At 50.0% G+C, this 18,681-nt stretch carries 15 protein-coding genes; 13 read left to right on the forward strand and 2 right to left on the reverse strand.

Translation table 11 applies throughout. The annotated features are described in order from the left end of the window. Positions 1-31: 31 nt before the first annotated feature. Together IEW11_RS05770 and IEW11_RS05775 are read left to right on the forward strand one after the other, a co-directional pair. A complete protein-coding gene (locus IEW11_RS05770) occupies positions 32-1,864 on the forward strand; it encodes a cache domain-containing sensor histidine kinase (protein WP_188529853.1) in 1,833 nt (610 codons plus the stop codon). A gap of 28 nt (positions 1,865-1,892) precedes the next feature. After that, positions 1,893-3,062: a response regulator gene (locus IEW11_RS05775; protein WP_188529855.1), complete on the forward strand. Its 1,170-nt coding sequence runs from the start codon at positions 1,893-1,895 to the stop codon at positions 3,060-3,062. A 38-nt stretch (positions 3,063-3,100) separates the two neighbouring features. Here the strand turns inward: IEW11_RS05775 and IEW11_RS05780 are convergent, their stop codons facing one another. Beyond that, a complete protein-coding gene (locus IEW11_RS05780; RefSeq protein WP_188529857.1) occupies positions 3,101-3,538 on the reverse strand; it encodes a hypothetical protein in 438 nt (145 codons plus the stop codon). 99 nt (positions 3,539-3,637) lie between these two features. Between IEW11_RS05780 and IEW11_RS05785 the strand changes: the two genes are divergently transcribed. Next, positions 3,638-3,865, forward strand: coding sequence for a hypothetical protein (locus IEW11_RS05785; protein ID WP_188529859.1), 228 nt, complete (start codon positions 3,638-3,640; stop codon positions 3,863-3,865). Between the two features lies 1 nt (position 3,866). Here IEW11_RS05785 and IEW11_RS05790 read toward each other — a convergent pair whose 3' ends face one another. Continuing rightward, positions 3,867-4,337, reverse strand: coding sequence for an Hsp20/alpha crystallin family protein (locus IEW11_RS05790; protein ID WP_188529861.1), 471 nt, complete (start codon positions 4,335-4,337; stop codon positions 3,867-3,869). An 82-nt stretch (positions 4,338-4,419) separates the two neighbouring features. On the opposite strand from IEW11_RS05790, the gene IEW11_RS05795 reads away from it, so the two are divergent. From IEW11_RS05795 to IEW11_RS05840, 10 genes are all read left to right on the forward strand, one after another. Beyond that, positions 4,420-4,677 (forward strand): hypothetical protein, encoded by a 258-nt coding sequence (locus tag IEW11_RS05795; protein WP_188529863.1) that lies wholly within the window; start codon positions 4,420-4,422, stop codon positions 4,675-4,677. A gap of 35 nt (positions 4,678-4,712) precedes the next feature. Beyond that, positions 4,713-4,931, forward strand: coding sequence for a hypothetical protein (locus IEW11_RS05800; RefSeq protein WP_373289307.1), 219 nt, complete (start codon positions 4,713-4,715; stop codon positions 4,929-4,931). Positions 4,932-5,154: 223 nt separating this feature from the next. After that, positions 5,155-5,460: a Dabb family protein gene (locus IEW11_RS05805; protein ID WP_188529865.1), complete on the forward strand. Its 306-nt coding sequence runs from the start codon at positions 5,155-5,157 to the stop codon at positions 5,458-5,460. A 232-nt stretch (positions 5,461-5,692) separates the two neighbouring features. After that, the gene (locus IEW11_RS05810; RefSeq protein ID WP_188529867.1) at positions 5,693-6,718 is read left to right on the forward strand and encodes a LacI family DNA-binding transcriptional regulator; all 1,026 of its coding nucleotides are present in this window, start codon (positions 5,693-5,695) and stop codon (positions 6,716-6,718) included. Between the two features lie 50 nt (positions 6,719-6,768). Next, positions 6,769-8,499 (forward strand): alpha-glucuronidase family glycosyl hydrolase, encoded by a 1,731-nt coding sequence (locus IEW11_RS05815; protein WP_188529869.1) that lies wholly within the window; start codon positions 6,769-6,771, stop codon positions 8,497-8,499. 33 nt (positions 8,500-8,532) lie between these two features. After that, entirely contained in the window at positions 8,533-8,967 is a 435-nt protein-coding gene (locus tag IEW11_RS05820) for a PHP domain-containing protein (protein ID WP_308422699.1), read from the forward strand. 344 nt (positions 8,968-9,311) lie between these two features. Next, a complete protein-coding gene (locus tag IEW11_RS05825; RefSeq protein ID WP_229724971.1) occupies positions 9,312-10,232 on the forward strand; it encodes an ABC transporter permease in 921 nt (306 codons plus the stop codon). A gap of 11 nt (positions 10,233-10,243) precedes the next feature. Then, a complete protein-coding gene (locus IEW11_RS05830) occupies positions 10,244-11,158 on the forward strand; it encodes a carbohydrate ABC transporter permease (RefSeq protein WP_229724972.1) in 915 nt (304 codons plus the stop codon). 98 nt (positions 11,159-11,256) lie between these two features. Beyond that, positions 11,257-12,783, forward strand: coding sequence for an extracellular solute-binding protein (locus IEW11_RS05835; RefSeq protein ID WP_188529870.1), 1,527 nt, complete (start codon positions 11,257-11,259; stop codon positions 12,781-12,783). Positions 12,784-12,917: 134 nt separating this feature from the next. Then, the gene (locus tag IEW11_RS05840; RefSeq protein WP_188529872.1) at positions 12,918-18,674 is read left to right on the forward strand and encodes an S-layer homology domain-containing protein; all 5,757 of its coding nucleotides are present in this window, start codon (positions 12,918-12,920) and stop codon (positions 18,672-18,674) included. Positions 18,675-18,681: the final 7 nt, after the last annotated feature.

Below are 18,681 nucleotides of genomic sequence, written 5' to 3' on the forward strand. Positions count from 1 at the left end.
CAGGGGATTGGTTTCGCTGTAGGAGGATACGATGATGAAACGGTTGCGGCTTAATTCTTTCGGCGCCCAGTTATTCCTGTGGTTTCTGCTCTCCACCATGGCACTGCTTGCTATCCTGTCAGGCCTCTTCTACCGGTACACCACCCAGCAGATCGATCTGCGAGTGGGAGAGGCTGCGGAGCGGAACGTGTCCCAGGCGCTGGAGAGCTTTTCCCTGCTGGCGAGAAGTTATGACAGCCTGACAAAATCGGTGATGAACAATGTCGAGATCCAGCGCATGATCTCCGTGGAGGAGACGAATCCTGCCGCGCAATTCCAGAAGGAATTAACGATCATGGGCGCTCTCGGCATGATTATGTATAGCTATAACGATGTCAAAGGGATCCACATCATTACGAATTCGGGACATCTGTATAATTACCAGACCGTCAACTATCCGATTAATGAGAAATTCCTGCAGAGCGATTGGTACGAAAAGCTCGGACAAACGGACGGCACGATGGTGTGGGGCGGCATTCTGGATGAGCCGCTTACGCTGCGTGACGACAAAGTGTTTACGTTCGGCCGCGTCATACGCAATCTGTACAACAGGCAGCCGCTTGGCGTCCTGTTGGTCGAAGCGGATCCGCAGGCGCTCATATCCTCGATGAACAACCTGATCATCACGCCGCAGAGCCGGACATTCGTGTATTCGGCCAACAACCGGTTGCTTGTATCGTCCAGCGCAGATGATGAATTTTCCGAGGAATTGACTGACCTGTCGCATTATACGTTCCGCAATCACGCTTCCGTGATCAGCGACAGCAGCCATATGATTGTTACGGGACGGGAGCCATGGTTCGGCTGGAAGCTGCTGAATCTCACCCCCAAGCCGGTTGCCCAAGTGGAGCAGGAGAAGGCCAACCGTTACTTCATTATTCTCATCGGCACTTTGCTTCTGATTGTCATTGTGCTCGCTACTTTCCTGTCAAGGTCGGTCTCCAAACCGATCAAGACGATTGTGCATGAGATGAGGCGGGTGGAGCGCGGTGATCTGGAAACGCAGCTCGATGCGGTAAAATCCTATGACGAGATCAATTATTTAAACAACAGCTTCAACCGGATGATCGGTGAAATCAACCAGCTTGTCGAACGGGTGCGCATTGCGGCCGCGAGTGAGAAGAATGCGCAGATTCATGCGCTTCAATCCCAGGTCAATCCTCATTTTCTGTACAACACGCTAGAGATGATCTATTGGATGCTTGACGAACGGCGCGATGAGCGGCTCGCCAATCTGGTCCTTTCCTTATCACGGATGTTCCGGTACAGCAGCGATTGGCGGAGTTCCTTTGCTACCTTGGGGCAGGAACTGGAGCAGATCAACCATTATATGACAATCATAAGAGCAAGATCGGACGGCCGTATCGATATCGAGCTTTCGGTTGCGGAGGAACTACTTCAAAACTCTATGCCAAAGATGACGCTTCAGCCGTTGATTGAAAATGCCGTCATACACGGCTTGACCGATTATTCGGAAAAAGGCCTGATCCGGATCCATACAACGGAGTGGGAAGAAGGGCAGACGCTTTGCATTCATATTCATGATAACGGCAAAGGGATGTCCGGGCCAAAGCTGAGAGAGCTCCAAAACGCATTGAAACGTGCGGAAATGCTGGAGTGGAACCAACTGGCGGAGGAAGAGGAGCGAAATCAGACAGTAGAGACTTCAGTCTATGGGGAGTCTGCACGTTCGGGAGCCGGGATGATCAATGTTCACCGCAGACTCGTTCTGGAATACGGTTCCGGTTATGGACTTCAGATTCAGAGCGAGGAGAATGCGGGTACCACCGTTACGGTAATCATTCCGGTCTTGAAGCAGCAATAGAGAGATTTGCAAAAGAGGGGGACTGCCAGTGCACATCTTGGTGGTGGACGATGAAAGAGCGATCCGGGAAGGGATCAAACGAACAATCAATCATTCATTTCCACAAATCACTGTGAGTACGGCCGCTTCCGCTGCGGAGGCTATTCAGGTTTTGATGCATAACCGGATTCATGCGGTTTTCCTCGATATTATGATGCCGGGCATGAACGGCCTTGTACTGCTTGCACAGGTGCGTTCCACGCATTCAAATATTAAATGGATGGTCGTATCCGCCCATTCCGAATTCGCCTTTGCTCAAGAGGCGATTCGTTTGGGCGCGCGGGATTATTTCCTCAAGCCGTTCGGGAAGGATCAGATCATTCAGGCGGTTACCGTGCTGGAATCGGAATGGAAAGAAGAACAGCGGCAGATGTCAGATCAAGTGCTGCTTGAAACGAATTTGAAGTATTTGCGTGAAGCCGTGTTCAGGCGCTGGATTCAGGGTCTGGATATCGGCCGTTTTGATTTGACGGCCATTAAGGAAGAACATGACCATTTTCATCTGCTGGCCGTCAAGCTGGAGAGCAGCCGGGAGCTCACGCTGCGAAACTTCATCGTCGAGAATGTGATGTCGGAATATATCGGCATGAACGGTAAAGGTTTTATCGTTAGTGTGGAAGGCGACTTTCTCGCAGGCGTTGTGACGCTGGCTGAAGGCGTGGAGCCTGAACAATTCCGATCAGGGGCCGTATCGCATCTCAACAGTTGTCTCAAGGTTCCTTACCAGTTTCTGATGAGCGGCTTGCTCACTGATTTCTACGCGATTCCCGCCGAGCTTCGTAAGCTTCACGTAGGCTTCGAAGGCGAGAGGATCGGAGCGGTTTCACCTGAGGCAAAGGATGATGTGATCGATATTGCGCTGCAGTATATAAAGAGCAATTTCCAGGAAAATTTATCGCTTGAACTGGTGGCCTCCGTCGTGTTTCTTAACCCGGTCTATTTCAGCAAGCTGTTTAAGCAGAGGACGGGTTCCGGCTATAAAGAATACGTCACACAGCTGCGCATGGAACGCGCGGCGGAGCTGCTGGCTTCGACGGAACTGACTGTGACGAGAATCGGTGAGCTGGCGGGCTACCCGGATGTGAGGCATTTTACGCAAGTATTCCGCAAATATTACAATATGACGCCGAGCCAGCACCGTGCCGAGAAGAGCGGTTAACGAAATAACCAGAACGCCAGAAGCAGCTTGTCCGCTAATTAGGATGAAGCTGTTTTATTTTGTGGGGGAATCTTCTGCTCCCGGGCTTTGATCGTATAACGCGGGCTTTCACCTGGCTTTGGGGGCTGCGGCGCTTTTTGGGACGCCTCCTTTACCTCTTCCGCTTGCCCCGGCATCCCCGTCCGGTAATTTGCGCCAATGTTCAGCTGTCCTTTTAATTCCTTGATCCCGAGTGCGCCAAAGTTGTTTTCGTAGTCGACCTTGTCCACTTTAAAGTGTTCAATATGGAGATGTTCAATCACGATTTGCGCGTCGGACTTTTCTCTTCCATTGGTTTGTTTTAATAAGGAAAGCTCCTTTTCCATTTCACAGACCCTGGTTAACAGCTGCTTATAAAGCTTGTCTTGTTCCCGGTTGTTTTTGTAGAGCGAGAACGGGTCCTTTCGGCGAAACCATTGACGCAATTGAAAGTTCATATGGACTACCCCGCAATTCATTAAAGTGATAATTCCCCAATGGCCTAAATATACTGCCAGTAAACAGTTCGATGTATAGACAAGGGAGGCTTGTGAGAGATGGATAAAGGAATGGAATTGAATCTATTTGACGTTAAAATTAATGCTGTTCGAGCTAGTAGAATAGCCATCGGTAAGCAATCGCAGGTAAGAAAGGCGAACAGCAATAAAAGAAACCATGGATTCGGCCAGCAAACCGGTGACCGCGTGAGCATCGTGTTACCCCAAACCGCCATTGATGATCAAGAGATTCTGGATGCCGATGCCTTTATGAGAAATCACTTTTAACCTATTCAATCCGAATATTTTCCCTCGGCCTTTGCGGCCTGGGGATTCGGATTTCCAGCATTCCATTGTCGAATTTTGCTGAAATTTTCGCCCCTGAGCCGACCTTATCCGGAAGTGGTATTGCACGCTCGAACTCGCCTTTGAACCGTTCCGCTTGAACGACCTGCAGATCCGGATAGCTTTGATTGGAGACACCTTTAATATACAAAGAGCCATCCATGATCGATAACTCCACCTCTTCCTTCCGGACCCCCGGAAGATCGATCAGGATAACGATTTCGCGATTGCTTTTTAGCACCTCCGCCCGCGGGAATGAGGGAGCTGCTGCCGCCTGATTGACGGAGACTGCCGGATTAGTGAACTGTTCCATAACCTGCTTGGTGTAGTCCTGGTCAAACACACTATCCCAAAATTGTCCCTGATGAAACTGTTTGGCCATATCCAGCCACTGCTTCATTTTATTAATTTCCATGCGTTCCTCCCGCCCGGTTCTTGTGTCATATGATGGACGATATCGTCATATTATTACTATCTTTGAGCTATGAGGTGATGACATGAGTACGCCTTCTACAGTTATTAATATTTTTATATTAAAAATTAATTCCTTCGAAAATGCTTCAGCTGTTAATATTGGCCAGAATTTTCTTGCCGAGTGGTCGAATTCGGATAAACGAAATCAAGGATACGGGCAAAACAGCGGGGACGGCGTTGATTTTATGGAGCCGCGTTGTTTTGTCGATGATAAAGACGGGGTCGACTCGCCTTCGTTTTTCCATCCGGTGATGCCGGCGCCGCTGGTGAATAACGAATAATTAAGGAGGAGTTGATCGTGTTGAGTTTTTCTCCAATGGTCGTTAATCTGCTGGCGTTCAAAATCAATATTATGGACAGGGCGGCCCAGATGAGCATCGGTCCTTCTCATCAGGTCGATTTGTTTGTTTCAACGAAAATCAATCAGGGGTTTGGCGAAGAAACCGGCGATGTGGTGCAAATTTTCTTTCCGCTATCGATCATTCTGGATCAGGATGTCAATGATTCCAATTCCGCCAAGGGCAGCGTCGTATAAAAAGAAAACACCCCAGTCCTTGTTCTTGTTCGGACTGGGGTGTTTTCAATCGCTGGCAGATACGATGCTCTCGGAGTCCGGAGCTGTAGTAGATGTCCGGGACGACGACGGTGACATTACGTTTCAAAACGAAGCGGGAAGAAGGTATTTCCTGTTACCGGCAAGAAATATAAATAGATAGAAATATAAATAGATCATAAGCGAGAAAGGTGGATTTTTTAACATGTTTGAGCATCTCGTTACCTTCAAATTCAACAACAAGATCACACCCCAGAAGCAGCAGGAGCTGCTTCACTTATTGCTTTCCTTTAAAGGCCACATCCCGGGCATCGTCGACTTGACGGCCGGCATTAATGTGACGGAAGAAACGGACAACCAACAGGGTTATACATTAGGGCTTCGCGTCACGTTCGAGAATCAGGAGGCGCTGCGGCAGTACGGGCCGCATCCGGTTCATCAGCAGTTCGTGCAGTCGCTTGACGGTATCATAGACAATGTCATTGTCGTGGACTATCCGGTTCTGCCATAATAAGCGAATGCTGGCGTGAATGGACGTCCGAGCTGAGATAAAGAGGTTACTCCAAAGAGATCTATTTTGCGGGGTAGCCTTTTTTTCTTAGCGGAAGGTTTGCTGCCTGACCTCAAGCAACCAAGGACTTGACGGCTATGGATTAAGTCCTATTGGTAGATTGACATTATCGTTCCAGACGCAGATAATGTTAGGTATGGGAGCGCTCTAAAGTCTGGAAAGGTGGAGTATCATGAGCCATACCTTGGAATCAATCGCAAAATTGGCAGGTGTTTCACGCGGGACCGTATCCCGTGTCGTCAATAATCAGCAAGGCGTTAAGCCTGATGTGCGCGATCGGGTCATCAAAATCATCAAGGAAACCGGGTATCATCCGAATGCTCAGGCCCGAAGTCTTGCCGGAGGCAAAACTGAAAATATAGGTGTCGTCGTGTTTGGCAATGAAGCCAACTTTTTGACGCATCACATTTTCTACGAGGTTCTGCAGGGAATTCAGAACAAGGTTGTTCAAAATCAATACGATCTGCTCATCTTTGCGAATCGTTCGGAACGCGACCACGAGTATTGGAAACGGATCGGCGATAAACGAAAGGTAGACGGGCTCATCGTGATGGGGGAGAACATCCGGGAAGAATACTTGTTATATTACTACGAGAAAAAGCTGCCATTTGTGCTTGTAGGAAAGCGTCACTTTCACCAGGTGCCGTTATTTTGTGCGACCTCCGATTACCGCAATGGCGCTTATGAGGCGACAAAACACCTTATTGAACAAGGAAGGCGCAATATTGCCTTTGTTCGGGGCTACCCGGACACCTATCATGAAGGAGAGAAGCTTGCCGGTTACCAAAGGGCATTGAAGGAAGCGGACCTGCCGCTCGATTTCTCTCTGATCATTGATGGGCAAGCCCGCCAAGAGATCGCGAGGACGCAGATAAACAACGCGCTTGGGCAAGGCACTCTAATTGACGGCATCTTTGCAGGCAATGATTTGATGGCATTCGGTGTGATCGAGGCGCTGCGGGATCGTGGGCTGGTGGTGCCGCGTGATGTATCGGTTGTCGGGTATGATGATATTCAGGCAGCCGCATATTATAACCCCAAGCTGACAACGGTGCGCCAGGACAAGCAGGCGCTTGGCGAGAGAGCCACGGAGCTGTTGTTAAAGCTGATGCGCAATGAATTAACGGAGCAGGAAGCAGGCTTCGATATCATGGTGGACAACCAAATAATGATTCGGGAAAGCTCGGTTGTTCAATAACCGCTTTCCTTATTTTTATTTGGGAGCGCTCAAAAAAAGGGGGGGTTCAATTGCAGAAGGATTTGATTTTACTGCGGTCGCATATAACACTGGATTTTGCCATGCAAGAGCTGGCTCGGATGCTTGAGGAAGCTGGTATCAAGCCTGCTGTCCATTCATGTAAAGATGTAATGGTGGACAACAGCATCCTTGTGGGCACCTGGGAGGATTGCAAACAGGCCGGCATTCCTTGCGAACAATTTATTGGCAATGGAAACACGCCCGAGAAAGCCGGAGACGATGATTATATGATGGTGGAATCCGGTGGCAAAGGCAGGATTATATTGGCCGGCAAGACGGAACGGTCAACTTTGTATGCGGTGTATGAGTATGGGCGGCGTTACTTGGGATGTTCTTACGTGTATCCTGACTTGTTTGGGATGAGATATGACCGGGAAACAGGCAGGGATTTATTCGATGATCGGGATCAACAGGCTTATTATTCGCCTTTGTTCCAACGGCGCGGATTTGTGTTCGAAACGATATATGACGTTGACTATATGGTGGGTATGATCGATTGGCTGGCGAAAAACCGGATTTCGGAAATCTTTGTAACCTTCATGCTCTGGGATCGCTTGCGTAACGCTATCTCTCCGGAAATAAATAAACGCGGCATGAAGCTTACGCTTGGTGGCCACAGCATGAAGTTTTTCACACGCAAGGAGCATCCGGACGGGCTTGAAGAGCTCACGGAGTCTGATCCTTATGGGGTGAAAAGGCAGTTTGATTATGATGACCTGACATGGCAGACAGAGGTTTGTGAGCGGATAATGTCCTATTGCGAAGGAATTGCCGGATTGGAGCGTATTTCATTATGGCCGGAAGATGTTGCCGTGAAGAGAACAGGCCGGAATTCGCATCGTCCCGAAGATGCTTCCCGGTTTCTGTCCGGTTACATACGATTTACGGAATGCTTGAAGGAGGCTTTGGAACGGCAAGGCTTAAACATTGAGGTGGAGCATATCGCTTATAATGCCGGATTATCATGGAATATGCTGGAACGCGGCGAAATTGCCGGATCCGGCGCTGTGGACACGCTGTTTGCTTATTGGGGACGCAGCTACGGGAGAAGCTTGATGAACAACAGCAGTGCCTTCGAACGCCGGGCTTTGGATAGCCTGATGGATTGGCGCGCCGAAACAAAAACGCGTAAACGCCATTTTACTGTTTTCGAATATTACAGCGATCATTTCATGCTGACTTGGTTGTTTCCAGCCTTACTGGGCCGGATGGCGCACGATATGAGGGAATATAACGAACTGGGTGTAGACGGCCTGCTTAATTTGGTTGTGCCCTTTGTGCCAAAACCGAATCTGCCCGGCGCCGGCCCGGGCGACGGTTATGACTGGAGGTGGGCGCACGGCTGTAACAGCTTCGGGTTCGCGCGGCTTGCCTGGGGAGATCGCCCTGAAGAGGTGCTGCAGCATTATTTGTCAGTATTTACGCCTTCCGAGCGGCCGGAAGTAAAACGTTTATTGGCGGATATAGAACAAAGAGTGTCTGAAGTAACCGAGTGGAATATTCCGCTTTTTCCGGCAAGAGCGGTTGATCCGGAGAAGATTACGGGCAAGCCTGACCGGGCCGGCATAACAATGATGCTTCGACGCATTGCATCATTGCCTGAGGTAAGCTTACCGCCGGATGTTATACCTTCGCGGGCTTTTCATGCCTTTCTTGTTTATGTGAATGGCTTGAAGGAAGAGGCAGGAAAGCTGGAGCAGCATTGGTTAGCAGCTGAATAAGCCGATCGTACACCATGCTTAGGAGGGACTGTTATGCGCTTTGATCTGCACACACATCATGAACGATGCGGCCATGCTTACGGCAGGATGGAGGATTATATCGAGCAAGCGCTCGAGCTTGGGCTTGATGCGGTCGGCATCTCGGACCATTGTCCAAGCTTCGACGACCTGCAAGACCACCCCACTCCACGGCTGAAGATGGCCAAGAGCGCCTTTCCTGAATATGTACAGGAAGCGCTTCGGTTAAAAGCCAAGTACCAAGGACGCATCGAGGTGCTGATTGGGGTGGAATCCGATATTATCGCCGGCAGGATCGAAGCATATGCGAAGGAATATGACCGGTATCCGTTTGATTACATTATCTTGGTTTGGCTGAGTGGTTTCCTTCCATTGAAATTTTGGAGCTCGCTCATTATTACAAGGTCCAGGTCACATTCGGGTCGGACGCTCATCGTCCGGAGCATTTGATGGGAGATTGGAATAAGGTGTGCAGGACGCTGCGCGAAATCGGATACCGCGATTGGGCATTTTTTCGCAAGAAAAAGCGTATTATGGTACCTATACCGGAATAAATGGCCGTAAACAGACAAACATCAAGGAAAATTCAAAAAGGTTATTGACTAATCTTTAACAAAAAGAATATAATTCTAGTATAGCAATTGGGAGCGCTCAAAAAACTTAACGAAAGCCATCCAACAGGTAATGACAGAAATCATAGCCTTTTTTTATCGGAATTTTCGGGAGCGCTCCAAAAATTACTCGATTGTGAAAACGTTTTATTTACAGACAGTACAATCAAAGGGTGGAATGAGATGATCTCTGCGGTAAAGCCGGAATCGGTATGGAAAAACATGAAGAAGAATCCCCTGTTGTATCTCATGCTCATCCCGGGCATCCTTTTCTTCTTGGTCTACCGTTATATCCCTATTGGCGGTTTAGTTATTGCTTTCCAGGATTACAAAATTCACCGGGGAATCATGAACAGCGATTGGGCAGGGTTAAGACATTTTAAGTATCTGTTTGCATCCAATGATTTTTATACCATCACGAAAAACACGCTGATCTTAAGCGGCCTTGATCTGCTCATTGTATTTCCGGCGGCGATCGTGCTTTCGCTGATGCTGAATGAAGTAAGAGCAATGGCGTTTAAAAGAACGATCCAAAGTGTCATTTATATGCCGCACTTCCTGTCCTGGGTCATCGTCGGGGGTATGGTAACCGCTTTTCTGTCGATGGGAGGGCCGCTCAATCAATTTTTGGGCATGTTCGGGCGGGAGCCGACCATTTTCATGCAGGAATCATCTTACTTTCGATCCATTGTCATCTCATCCTCCATTTGGAAGGAAGTCGGCTGGAGCACCATTATTTATTTGGCTGCGATGAGCGGCGTGAATCCGGCTTTGTATGAAGCGGCACGGATGGATGGGGCGGGCCGGATGCGGATGATGTGGAACATTACAATTCCTTCGATCCTGCCTACGATCATGATTTTGTTCCTGCTGCGAATCGGACACTTGCTTGATCTGAGCTTTGAACAAATCTTTGTACTTTATAATCCTGCTGTATATGATGTAGCCGACGTTATAGACACTTATATTTACCGGACGGGGATCATGCAGGGCTTTTACAGCTACACGGCAGCAATCGGCATGTTCAAATCGGTTGTAGGGTTTGTGCTGCTGGTGGGCGCGAATTACATGAGTCGGCGTATGACCGGTTCCAGCTTGTATTAGGAGGATGAAACTTGAAGGCGAAGACTGGTGTATTGAAAACTTCAGGCCGGCATTCCCGGAATCGTCTGCCTGATCAGCGAACGGGCCTCTTTGAAATCGTAAACGGAACATTGCTGGTTTTAACCGGCATACTGATGCTCATTCCTTTTCTGCATGTGCTTGCCGGGTCGCTCTCCTCTGAATTTGCGATTGTTTCCGGTAAAGTGACGATATTCCCCGTTGATTTTAATCTGAATTCGTACCGGTACATTTTAAGCGACTTATCGCTTTGGCGATCGTTTATGGTTACGGTGTACATCACGGTGACCGGTGTGCTGTTTGCAATGATATGTACGATATTGATGGCTTATCCGTTGTCGAAGCCGCGCTTGCGCGCACGGGGCGGGGTATTGCTTGCCGTATTGTTCGTCATGATCTTCGGGACGCCGATTATTCCGTTTTTCTTGGCGGTTCGGGGTACCGGACTGCTCGATAATGTACATTCACTCGTCATTCCGTCGGCGATTAACGCCTTTAACCTGCTTGTATTGAAGTCTTTTTTCGAGAATGTGCCGATGGAGCTGGAAGAATCGGCGAAGATGGATGGCGCCAACGATTTCCATATTCTTCTCCGTATATTCTTGTCGCTCTCCAAACCCGCATTAGCGACAATCGCGCTGTTTTATGCGGTTGAGAAATGGAACAGCTATTACCACGCGCTGCTGTTTATTAGCGACCACAGCTTATGGCCGCTTCAGGTCAAGGTACGGATGCTGTTTACGATAGAAGAGCAAGCCGGGGCCTTTGTTGAGGGGATCGGGTACTTGAACCGGGACGGCATCCGTTACGCGACGATCGTATTTGCGATGGTTCCGATTTTATTCGTATATCCGTTTCTGCAAAAACACTTTACTAAAGGGGTGATGCTCGGGTCGATCAAAGAGTAGTTCGAAGAGCAGCTGTTCTCATTTTTATCGTAAGACTTGTTTGGGAGTGACAGAAACGACAATTCTAAGAATCGATTATGAGAAAGGGGAGCGTCTCAATGAAAGCTTGGAAAATGTGGGCGGCATCATTACTTACTTTATCCATGGTTATTACCGGCTGCAGCAGCGCGAATAACAATGGAGGCGGCAATAAAGCCGCCGGAACGAATACGAACGCGAATGGAGCAAATGGGGGAGAAGCGGTCGTCGCAGCGCCTGCGGCAGTTAAAGCACTGTTTCCATCAGGCGGAACAGATCCACAGAACCTGCCGGCAAATGTAGCGGAACACCCAACCTTCAGCTTTATCGAGCAAAAAACCAATACCGAATTGGACTTGGAGATGTACCCGGCAGAAGAATATGTACCAAAGCTGCAAATGCTTGCCGCAGGCAGCAATCTCCCGGACATGGTGAAAATTTATGTCATTTCCGATTATCCGGGAGCACTGGATGCTGACCATCGGACGGTTATGCCGCTCAATGATCTGATTGATGAGTATGGTCCTAACCTGAAACAGCACATTCCGCAAGAAATGTGGGATAATGCGACCTACGACGGCGAGATCCTCTTTATTCCAAAGCCGCAGGTTGTCAGCAACCACAACCGCGCCACTTTTATCCGTAAGGACTGGCTCGATAACTTAGGACTCGAAATGCCCCGTACGCTTGATGAATATTACGAGGTCATGGTAGCGTTCAGGGATCAGGATCCGGACGGCAACGGCCAGAATGACACGTATCCTTTCACCGGTCGCGGCGGTTTCCACTGGACCAACTGGATCTGGTTCGGCGCTTTTGACGCCCTGCCGACTACGTGGAGTGAAGTAGATGGGGTACTGCTTCCAGCGGAAGTGAAGCCTGGCATGAAGGATGCTCTTGCTTGGTTGAACAAGATGTATGAAGAAGGTCTGATCGATCCGGAATTCTTGTCCCAGGACCGTCAGTCCATGGAGCAGAAAGTATTCACCAACCGCGTAGGTATCGTAGGCCATCTGGCGGGTGACGTTGCCTATTGGGCTGAAAATGTGAAGAAGGGCGACCCGAATGCGGAATTCGTTCCGGCACCTTCGCCTGTCGGGCCGACGGGGACTTCCGGCGGTATCGTTACAGCTCCTGAGCAAGGCGGGTGGATCATTCCTGTAGGTACGGAAAACCCGGAAAATGTCATTAAGCTTTTGGATTGGTTTGTTTCGGATGAAGGCCATGATTTCTATGTGAACGGTTCTCCGGAAGTTAGTGAGAAATGGAATATCGACTGGATGAAACGCCCGGGCTACACGACGGAAATGCTCACATCTATTTTTGGCGAAGAATATGCGGACCTGGCAAGGCAAACGTATGAAATCACCGAGCAGGAGGGAATATCCAACCAGGCGACCGCAGGCATCCCGCCGCTTCCGCATGTTGGGAAATACCCGGATATCGAAGGCTTCACACCGAAGCTGTGGCAGGATTACGCAGTGAAAATCATTACCGGCGAGTATGATATCGACAAATTTGACGAGTTCGTCGAAGAATATTACAAGCGGGGCGGACAAGAAATTGTCGATGAAGTTAATGAATGGTATCAAGCGAACAAGAAATAATTCATCACGAGTATTATAAACAAGAAGTGCTGCGCAGCCGGAGTAGAACCTGTTAAAATCTCTGATTTTGACCTCTATCCGGCTGCGTTTTTCATGGAAAAAACATACAAAATGAATAAGAAGGGTGGAACAGAATGAACTGGAAAGGCTATCGTCGGAGTGCAATCGTAAGCCTATGCTTTTTAGTCATGTTTTCACAGTTCACCTGGATGGGCGCTCAGGCGCAAGCGGAACAAGCGGACCCGAAGCTTGTCATCCCAGGGTGGGTGATTGAGGCAGGAATAGGCTTAGTTGGGGTGACGGACAGTCAAGCATACGAGGGCTTGAAGAGCTTGCGGTTTGAAGCGAGCACAGTCGCCGGCCAGTCGCGTACGGATGTGCGAAGCGAGCATGTGCCGGTTAAAGCCGGGCAGCAGTATACGGTCACTGCAAGCGTATACATGGAGGAAATGCTGAAAGGCGGAACATTCGGGGTTTATATTACCTCTTATAATGAGTCCGGCACTGAGGTTGGGGACGGCGGCCGGGTAGGCTTGCAGCCGAGCGCGTTCAAAGCAGGGGAATGGACGCCAATCGCCCATACCGTTACGGTGCCGGAAGGGGCATCCACTGTCCGCATCCGGATGTATACCGGCGATCCTACATCGATGATCGGTTATATTGATAATGTTCAATTTTTCGAGGGAGCAGGCGAGTCGAAAATTCCGGTTCCTTTAGTGAATGGCGGATTTGAGAGCACCGGCACGACCCCGGATGGCAATGACCCGGCGCCGGATCCAGGAGCTGAGGAGCCTGTCCCGCCGATAGAACCTGTCCCGCTTCATCTGGAGAATGGAGGCTTTACGGCATATACCGTTCCCGGATGGCACTTTGCCGATGACCGGGGCGGCCCTTATGTGACGGATGAAAGTGCCTTTACCGGCTCGCAAAGCTTGAAGTTCGTAGCAACAAGCACGAGCGGCACTTGGACGGATGTGCGTACACCTTTAATTCCGGCAGAGAGCGGAGCCACGTACCGTGTGAATGCGCATGTGAAGATGGATCAAATGGTCAATAACTCTTTTGTCTGGTATCTGCACGGTTATGACAGCGACCGCAAAGATATAGGAGGCGGCAGTAAAGCGTTTCGGGCAGCGGATTTCAAACAAGGAGAATGGGTGGAGATTTCCTTTGAAACCACACTGCCTGCGAACTCGCAGTATCTAATGCTTCGCATGTATACCGGTGAGCCGACAGCAACGATCGCCTACGTCGATAATATCCGGATCACAAAAATTTCCGGTGGAACAGAAACCGCCATTGTCCACCCCAATCTGGATTTTGAGGAGAAGCCTACAATCCATAAATGGACCTTAAACGGATTAGGGATCTGGTTAAGCAGCCAGCAGCGATTCGAGGGGACCTACAGCCTGCATTTTGATAACAGGCGGAATGAGCAGCTGAGCGCGGTGAGCGATCGGATCATGGTGGAAGCCGGCAAGCCATACTATGCTTCCTTCCGTTATTTATTCAGTGATCCGGAAAGTAAAGCGCGTATTCTGATCTCGTATTTTGACAGCGGCAATGCCAAAATCGGCGAGGCTGTAATAGATGTGAACCAGGATCAGTCGCCGGGTAATTGGCGGTCCCAGGCAGAGGAACTGGTTGTTCCGGCAGGTGCGGTATTCGCTTCTCTGACAATCGCTTCGAACGGTACGGAACCGCTTAACGGATATTTCGATAATGTCTATCTGGATAAGACTCGTCCGGATACCCTACCCGAGCCGGGAATCTACCCTGAGGCTCCGGTCAATCCAAGCTTTGAAGAAACGCTGACTGAAGGCGGCGGGATTCCGGGTTGGACGGTTACGGAGACACATCCGAACTCAACGTTAGCCATAACGGATCAAAGAGCCAGCGAGGGCAGCAAAAGCCTTCACTTCTTTGATAATCACAACGAAGCGGGCCTGCGCGTACAGAGTGCTTCGATTGGGGTCACGCCAGGCCTGACATACAATGCGTCTATCAATAGCAATATCGTATATCAATCCCATCGGATCGTGCTGGAGCTGGAGTTTTATAATGCGAGGGATGAGGCCGTCGGTAAGGAGACCTCGCTATTTAATAACCTGCCATTAAATGTATGGACACCACTCCCGATAAGCGCGACAGCTCCAGAAGGAGCGGTATATGCGAAGCTGTACTTCTACTCGGGCGGAATCAGCATTACAGAGGTTTACTTTGACGACTTGCAGTGGAGCGCTCAAGTGCCTGAGGCTGAGCTGGAGACGAATCTGGGTACGCCGGTATCGCTTGGGGAACCGGTAAAAGTGCCGCTGGCTCAGGGCGGATTAATTGGAACAACACCTTCGGGGGACCGTGAGGTCTATGTCGTTGCCAACGGCAGTCCCGGCGTATTTCATGTGAACGATGCCGAGACAGGCGTTTTGAAATTCAAGGAAGTGCTGGAGCGCGGGGACGATACCGTATGGGCGATGGCGATCGATGCCGCCGGTGATGTTTACTTTGCCAGCGAAAGCTCACGTATTTTATATCGTTATGTTCCGGCTGAGAAGAAATTGCATCGCATTGCCAGCATACCGTCAGGGGATACGAAAGTTTGGGATTTAGCTGCGACACCGGAGGGCAAAATTTATGGCGGTACTTGGCCGGGAGCGGAAGTTTTTGAATATGACACCCTAACGGGCGCATTTAGAAATTATGGCCGTGTCCATCCGGTAGAGCAGTATGTTCGGGGCATTACGGCAACCGATACGCATATTTATGCGGCGATTGGATCGACAAAACATCTGATCCGAATCGACCGGGTTACCGGGGCGAAAGAAGAGCTGCTCATCAAAGGGGATCCGAAATATTTGGAGCATACTTCGGGACAAAGCGGGTTTTATTCCGATGTGTGGATCTATGGAGACCGTTTGTTCCTTCAATCAGGCGCAAGCATCATTCTGGTGGTTGACCGTTCAACGCTGCAGATTATAAATTCGTTTAGCGTGAACGATCAGATCTCGCCGCCGTCACCGGTCCAACCCGATTTGATCTATTTTAAATCCGAAGATGAACTGCACACGTATAATCTGGCAAGCAATGAAGTCGTTAAAGTAGAAGGCATTCCACGCCTGCCGGATACGCCTAGAATGAAGTCCCTGCAGTGGCTGACGCTATCGCAAGGGGAAGAAGCAGGGCAAACGGTGCTTGCGGCTGTCTCGCAATATTCAGAGTACTTTATTTATAATCCTCAGTTGAACACACTGCGGTTCGTCCCATTGGAAATCGAGTCGCAGGCGGTAAGTATTCAATCCCTTGAAATCAGTCCGGACAATAAGCTTTATATTGGCGGATATCAGCGGGGATTAGCGATTGTCGACGCTGATACCGGGCAAACCGGTAAATCCTTCGGTATTTTCCGTCAAGCCGAGGGTATCGGCTTCAAAGGAAATGTGGCTTATTTCGGAACGTACACAGGCGCTGAGATCTACCGGTATAATCCTGAACGGCCTGATAATTTCGGAACGTCGCCATTGAATAATCCGGGATTTATCTACAAAATGCCTGACCAGCAGGACCGGCCGTTCGTGGTGGAATCAAGCGGCAGCCATGTATTCGTCGGAAGTGCGCCGGGATATGGTCTGCTGGGCGGATCTTTAGCCATTTATGATGAAGCCCGGGATCATTGGGAGTCTCACCGCAATGTCGTACAGGATCAAAGCATCATTGGCCTGGCATATCGCAACGGCTTGCTTTATGGCGGCACTTCGGTGTGGGGCGGGCAAGGAGGCAGCCCATCCCAGAGCGAAGCGAAGCTGTTCATCTGGGATGTCGAGAAAGGCGAGCTTATTGATTCCTTTACACCGGAAATTCCCGGCATCGATCAGTCACCGAAGATGATTGGTTCCTTATCGTTCAGTCCCCATGACGGTTTATTGTGGGGGGCGGTTGACGGCACGATATTTGCCATGGATCCGGTAACCAAACAAGTCGTTAAGAGCAAGGTCATCCTTCCGAGCACCTACAGCTCGAGCAAATGGCGTCCGCATTACCTGCGGTGGGGCAACGACGGCCTGTTGTACACGACACTGTCCAGGAAGCTGGTCGTTATCAATCCGGAAACGCTGCAGCACAAGGTTTTCAATGACCTGGGCAATGTGTCATTAATGGTGATCGCCAGGGACGGGTCGATATATTATGGACAGGATTCGAAGCTGTACCGGATTCCGCTGGTTAAAAGCAACAATGCCTATTTGGCTGAGTTGAAGGTTGACGGACTACAAATCTCAGGATTTTCCGCAGATCAATTCAGCTATACGGTGCGGTTGGAACGCAGTGTTTCGGTAATTCCAACCGTAGAGGCCGTTTCATCAAGCGACCGTGCTGTGATCCATATAAGGCAAGCGGACGCTCTTCTTGGAGAGGCGAGCGTGACTGTGGTTGCTGAAGATGGAAGAACGACAAAAACGTATACGGTGAAGTTCGAGTATGTTCCGGTTGAAGATCGTCCGACATCCCTGGAACCGATCATTAACCCGCCGGTTTCAGAAGCGGCAAGAGCTCTAACATCGGCATTGGAGCTGATCCGCTCCGAAGGATCGGAAGCGGGCGCCGTACTTGAAGCGGTGCAAAACGCATTGAACCATGCAGGGACATTGAATGCCGCGCTTATTCGGACGGACAGATCAGGACGAACGCTCCGCGCTTCATTGCCTAACGGCGTATTGGCCGATCATCTGCAGTTATACTTGGAAACGGCCGCAGATATACGGCAGGCTTTAAGCGATAATGGATATTCCGTTCTAATGCCGGCTGCGGAACAAATGCTTCGTATCGAAGTGCCGCTGCATGAAACCGGCGTCATGCTTGATCTGTCCGTAGATGAGCTTAAAGGTCTGGAGGAGCATAACATCGCCCTTGATCTGCAATTGGGCAATGTTTCCTTTATGCTTGAGCCATCGCTGGCTGCCGGTTTAGCAGCCGATCGGATGGGTAAACAATTGACATTCAGTGCGACTGTACCGGATGAATCGGAGCTTGGTGATGCGCAGACCGCACGGAGGAATCAAGCGGACGATTATGCAGAGCTGGAAGCAGCGGGCGACATCTATGAATTTGAAATCTTTGCAGGCGATCATTTCATAACAGCATTTGAACCGGCAGTAAAGGTGACGCTTCCTGTGTCCGATCCGTTCTTGGATAGAACAGGAGGGGAATTAGGCGTCTACCATTTCGATGAGCTTGCTAACGTTTGGGAGTATGTCGGCGGCTCGGTTAGTGAGGATGGAGCGTGGATTACCTTTAATGCCCGACATTTTAGCAAATATGCTGTGTTTCATTACTTCAAGACCTTCTCGGATATTCAGGGCCATTGGGCGCAAAGCGCAGTAGAGCTATTGGCCGGACGACACATCACAGATGGCTATGATGACAACCGCTTCGGGCCGGTTGACGGGGTAACCCGTGCGCAATTTGCCGCATGGCTCGTTCGTGCGCTGAATTTGAGTCCGGGTGCCGACCATGCCGCTTTGTTTGACGATGTTGATCCCGGGGCGTGGTATGCCCTGCCGGTTCAGGCGGCTGTTGAAGCAGGGCTGGTTCACGGAGCAAACGGCTTATTCCGGCCGGGCGATTACGTCACACGTGAAGAGATGGCGGTTATGGCCGTTAGAGCGCTGCAATATGCCTCGGACCGCGGCTTGTATACTGCAGCAGAGCAATCACCTTCAGTCGAGTTTGATGATATGGCGAGTGTCAGTGTGTGGGCTGTAAACGATATAAAGGCTGCGGCTTCCATCGGACTCATTGAAGGGATGGGAGACGGCACTTTTGCTCCGAAGTCCGGCGCACAGCGAGCACAAGGCGCGATGATCATCATGAGGTTCCTGAAGCTTCTCGAGGGCTGATCGTTGA

Origin of the sequence: Paenibacillus abyssi, from assembly GCF_014640295.1 — a bacterium.
GTDB lineage: Bacteria > Bacillota > Bacilli > Paenibacillales > Paenibacillaceae > Paenibacillus_D > Paenibacillus_D abyssi.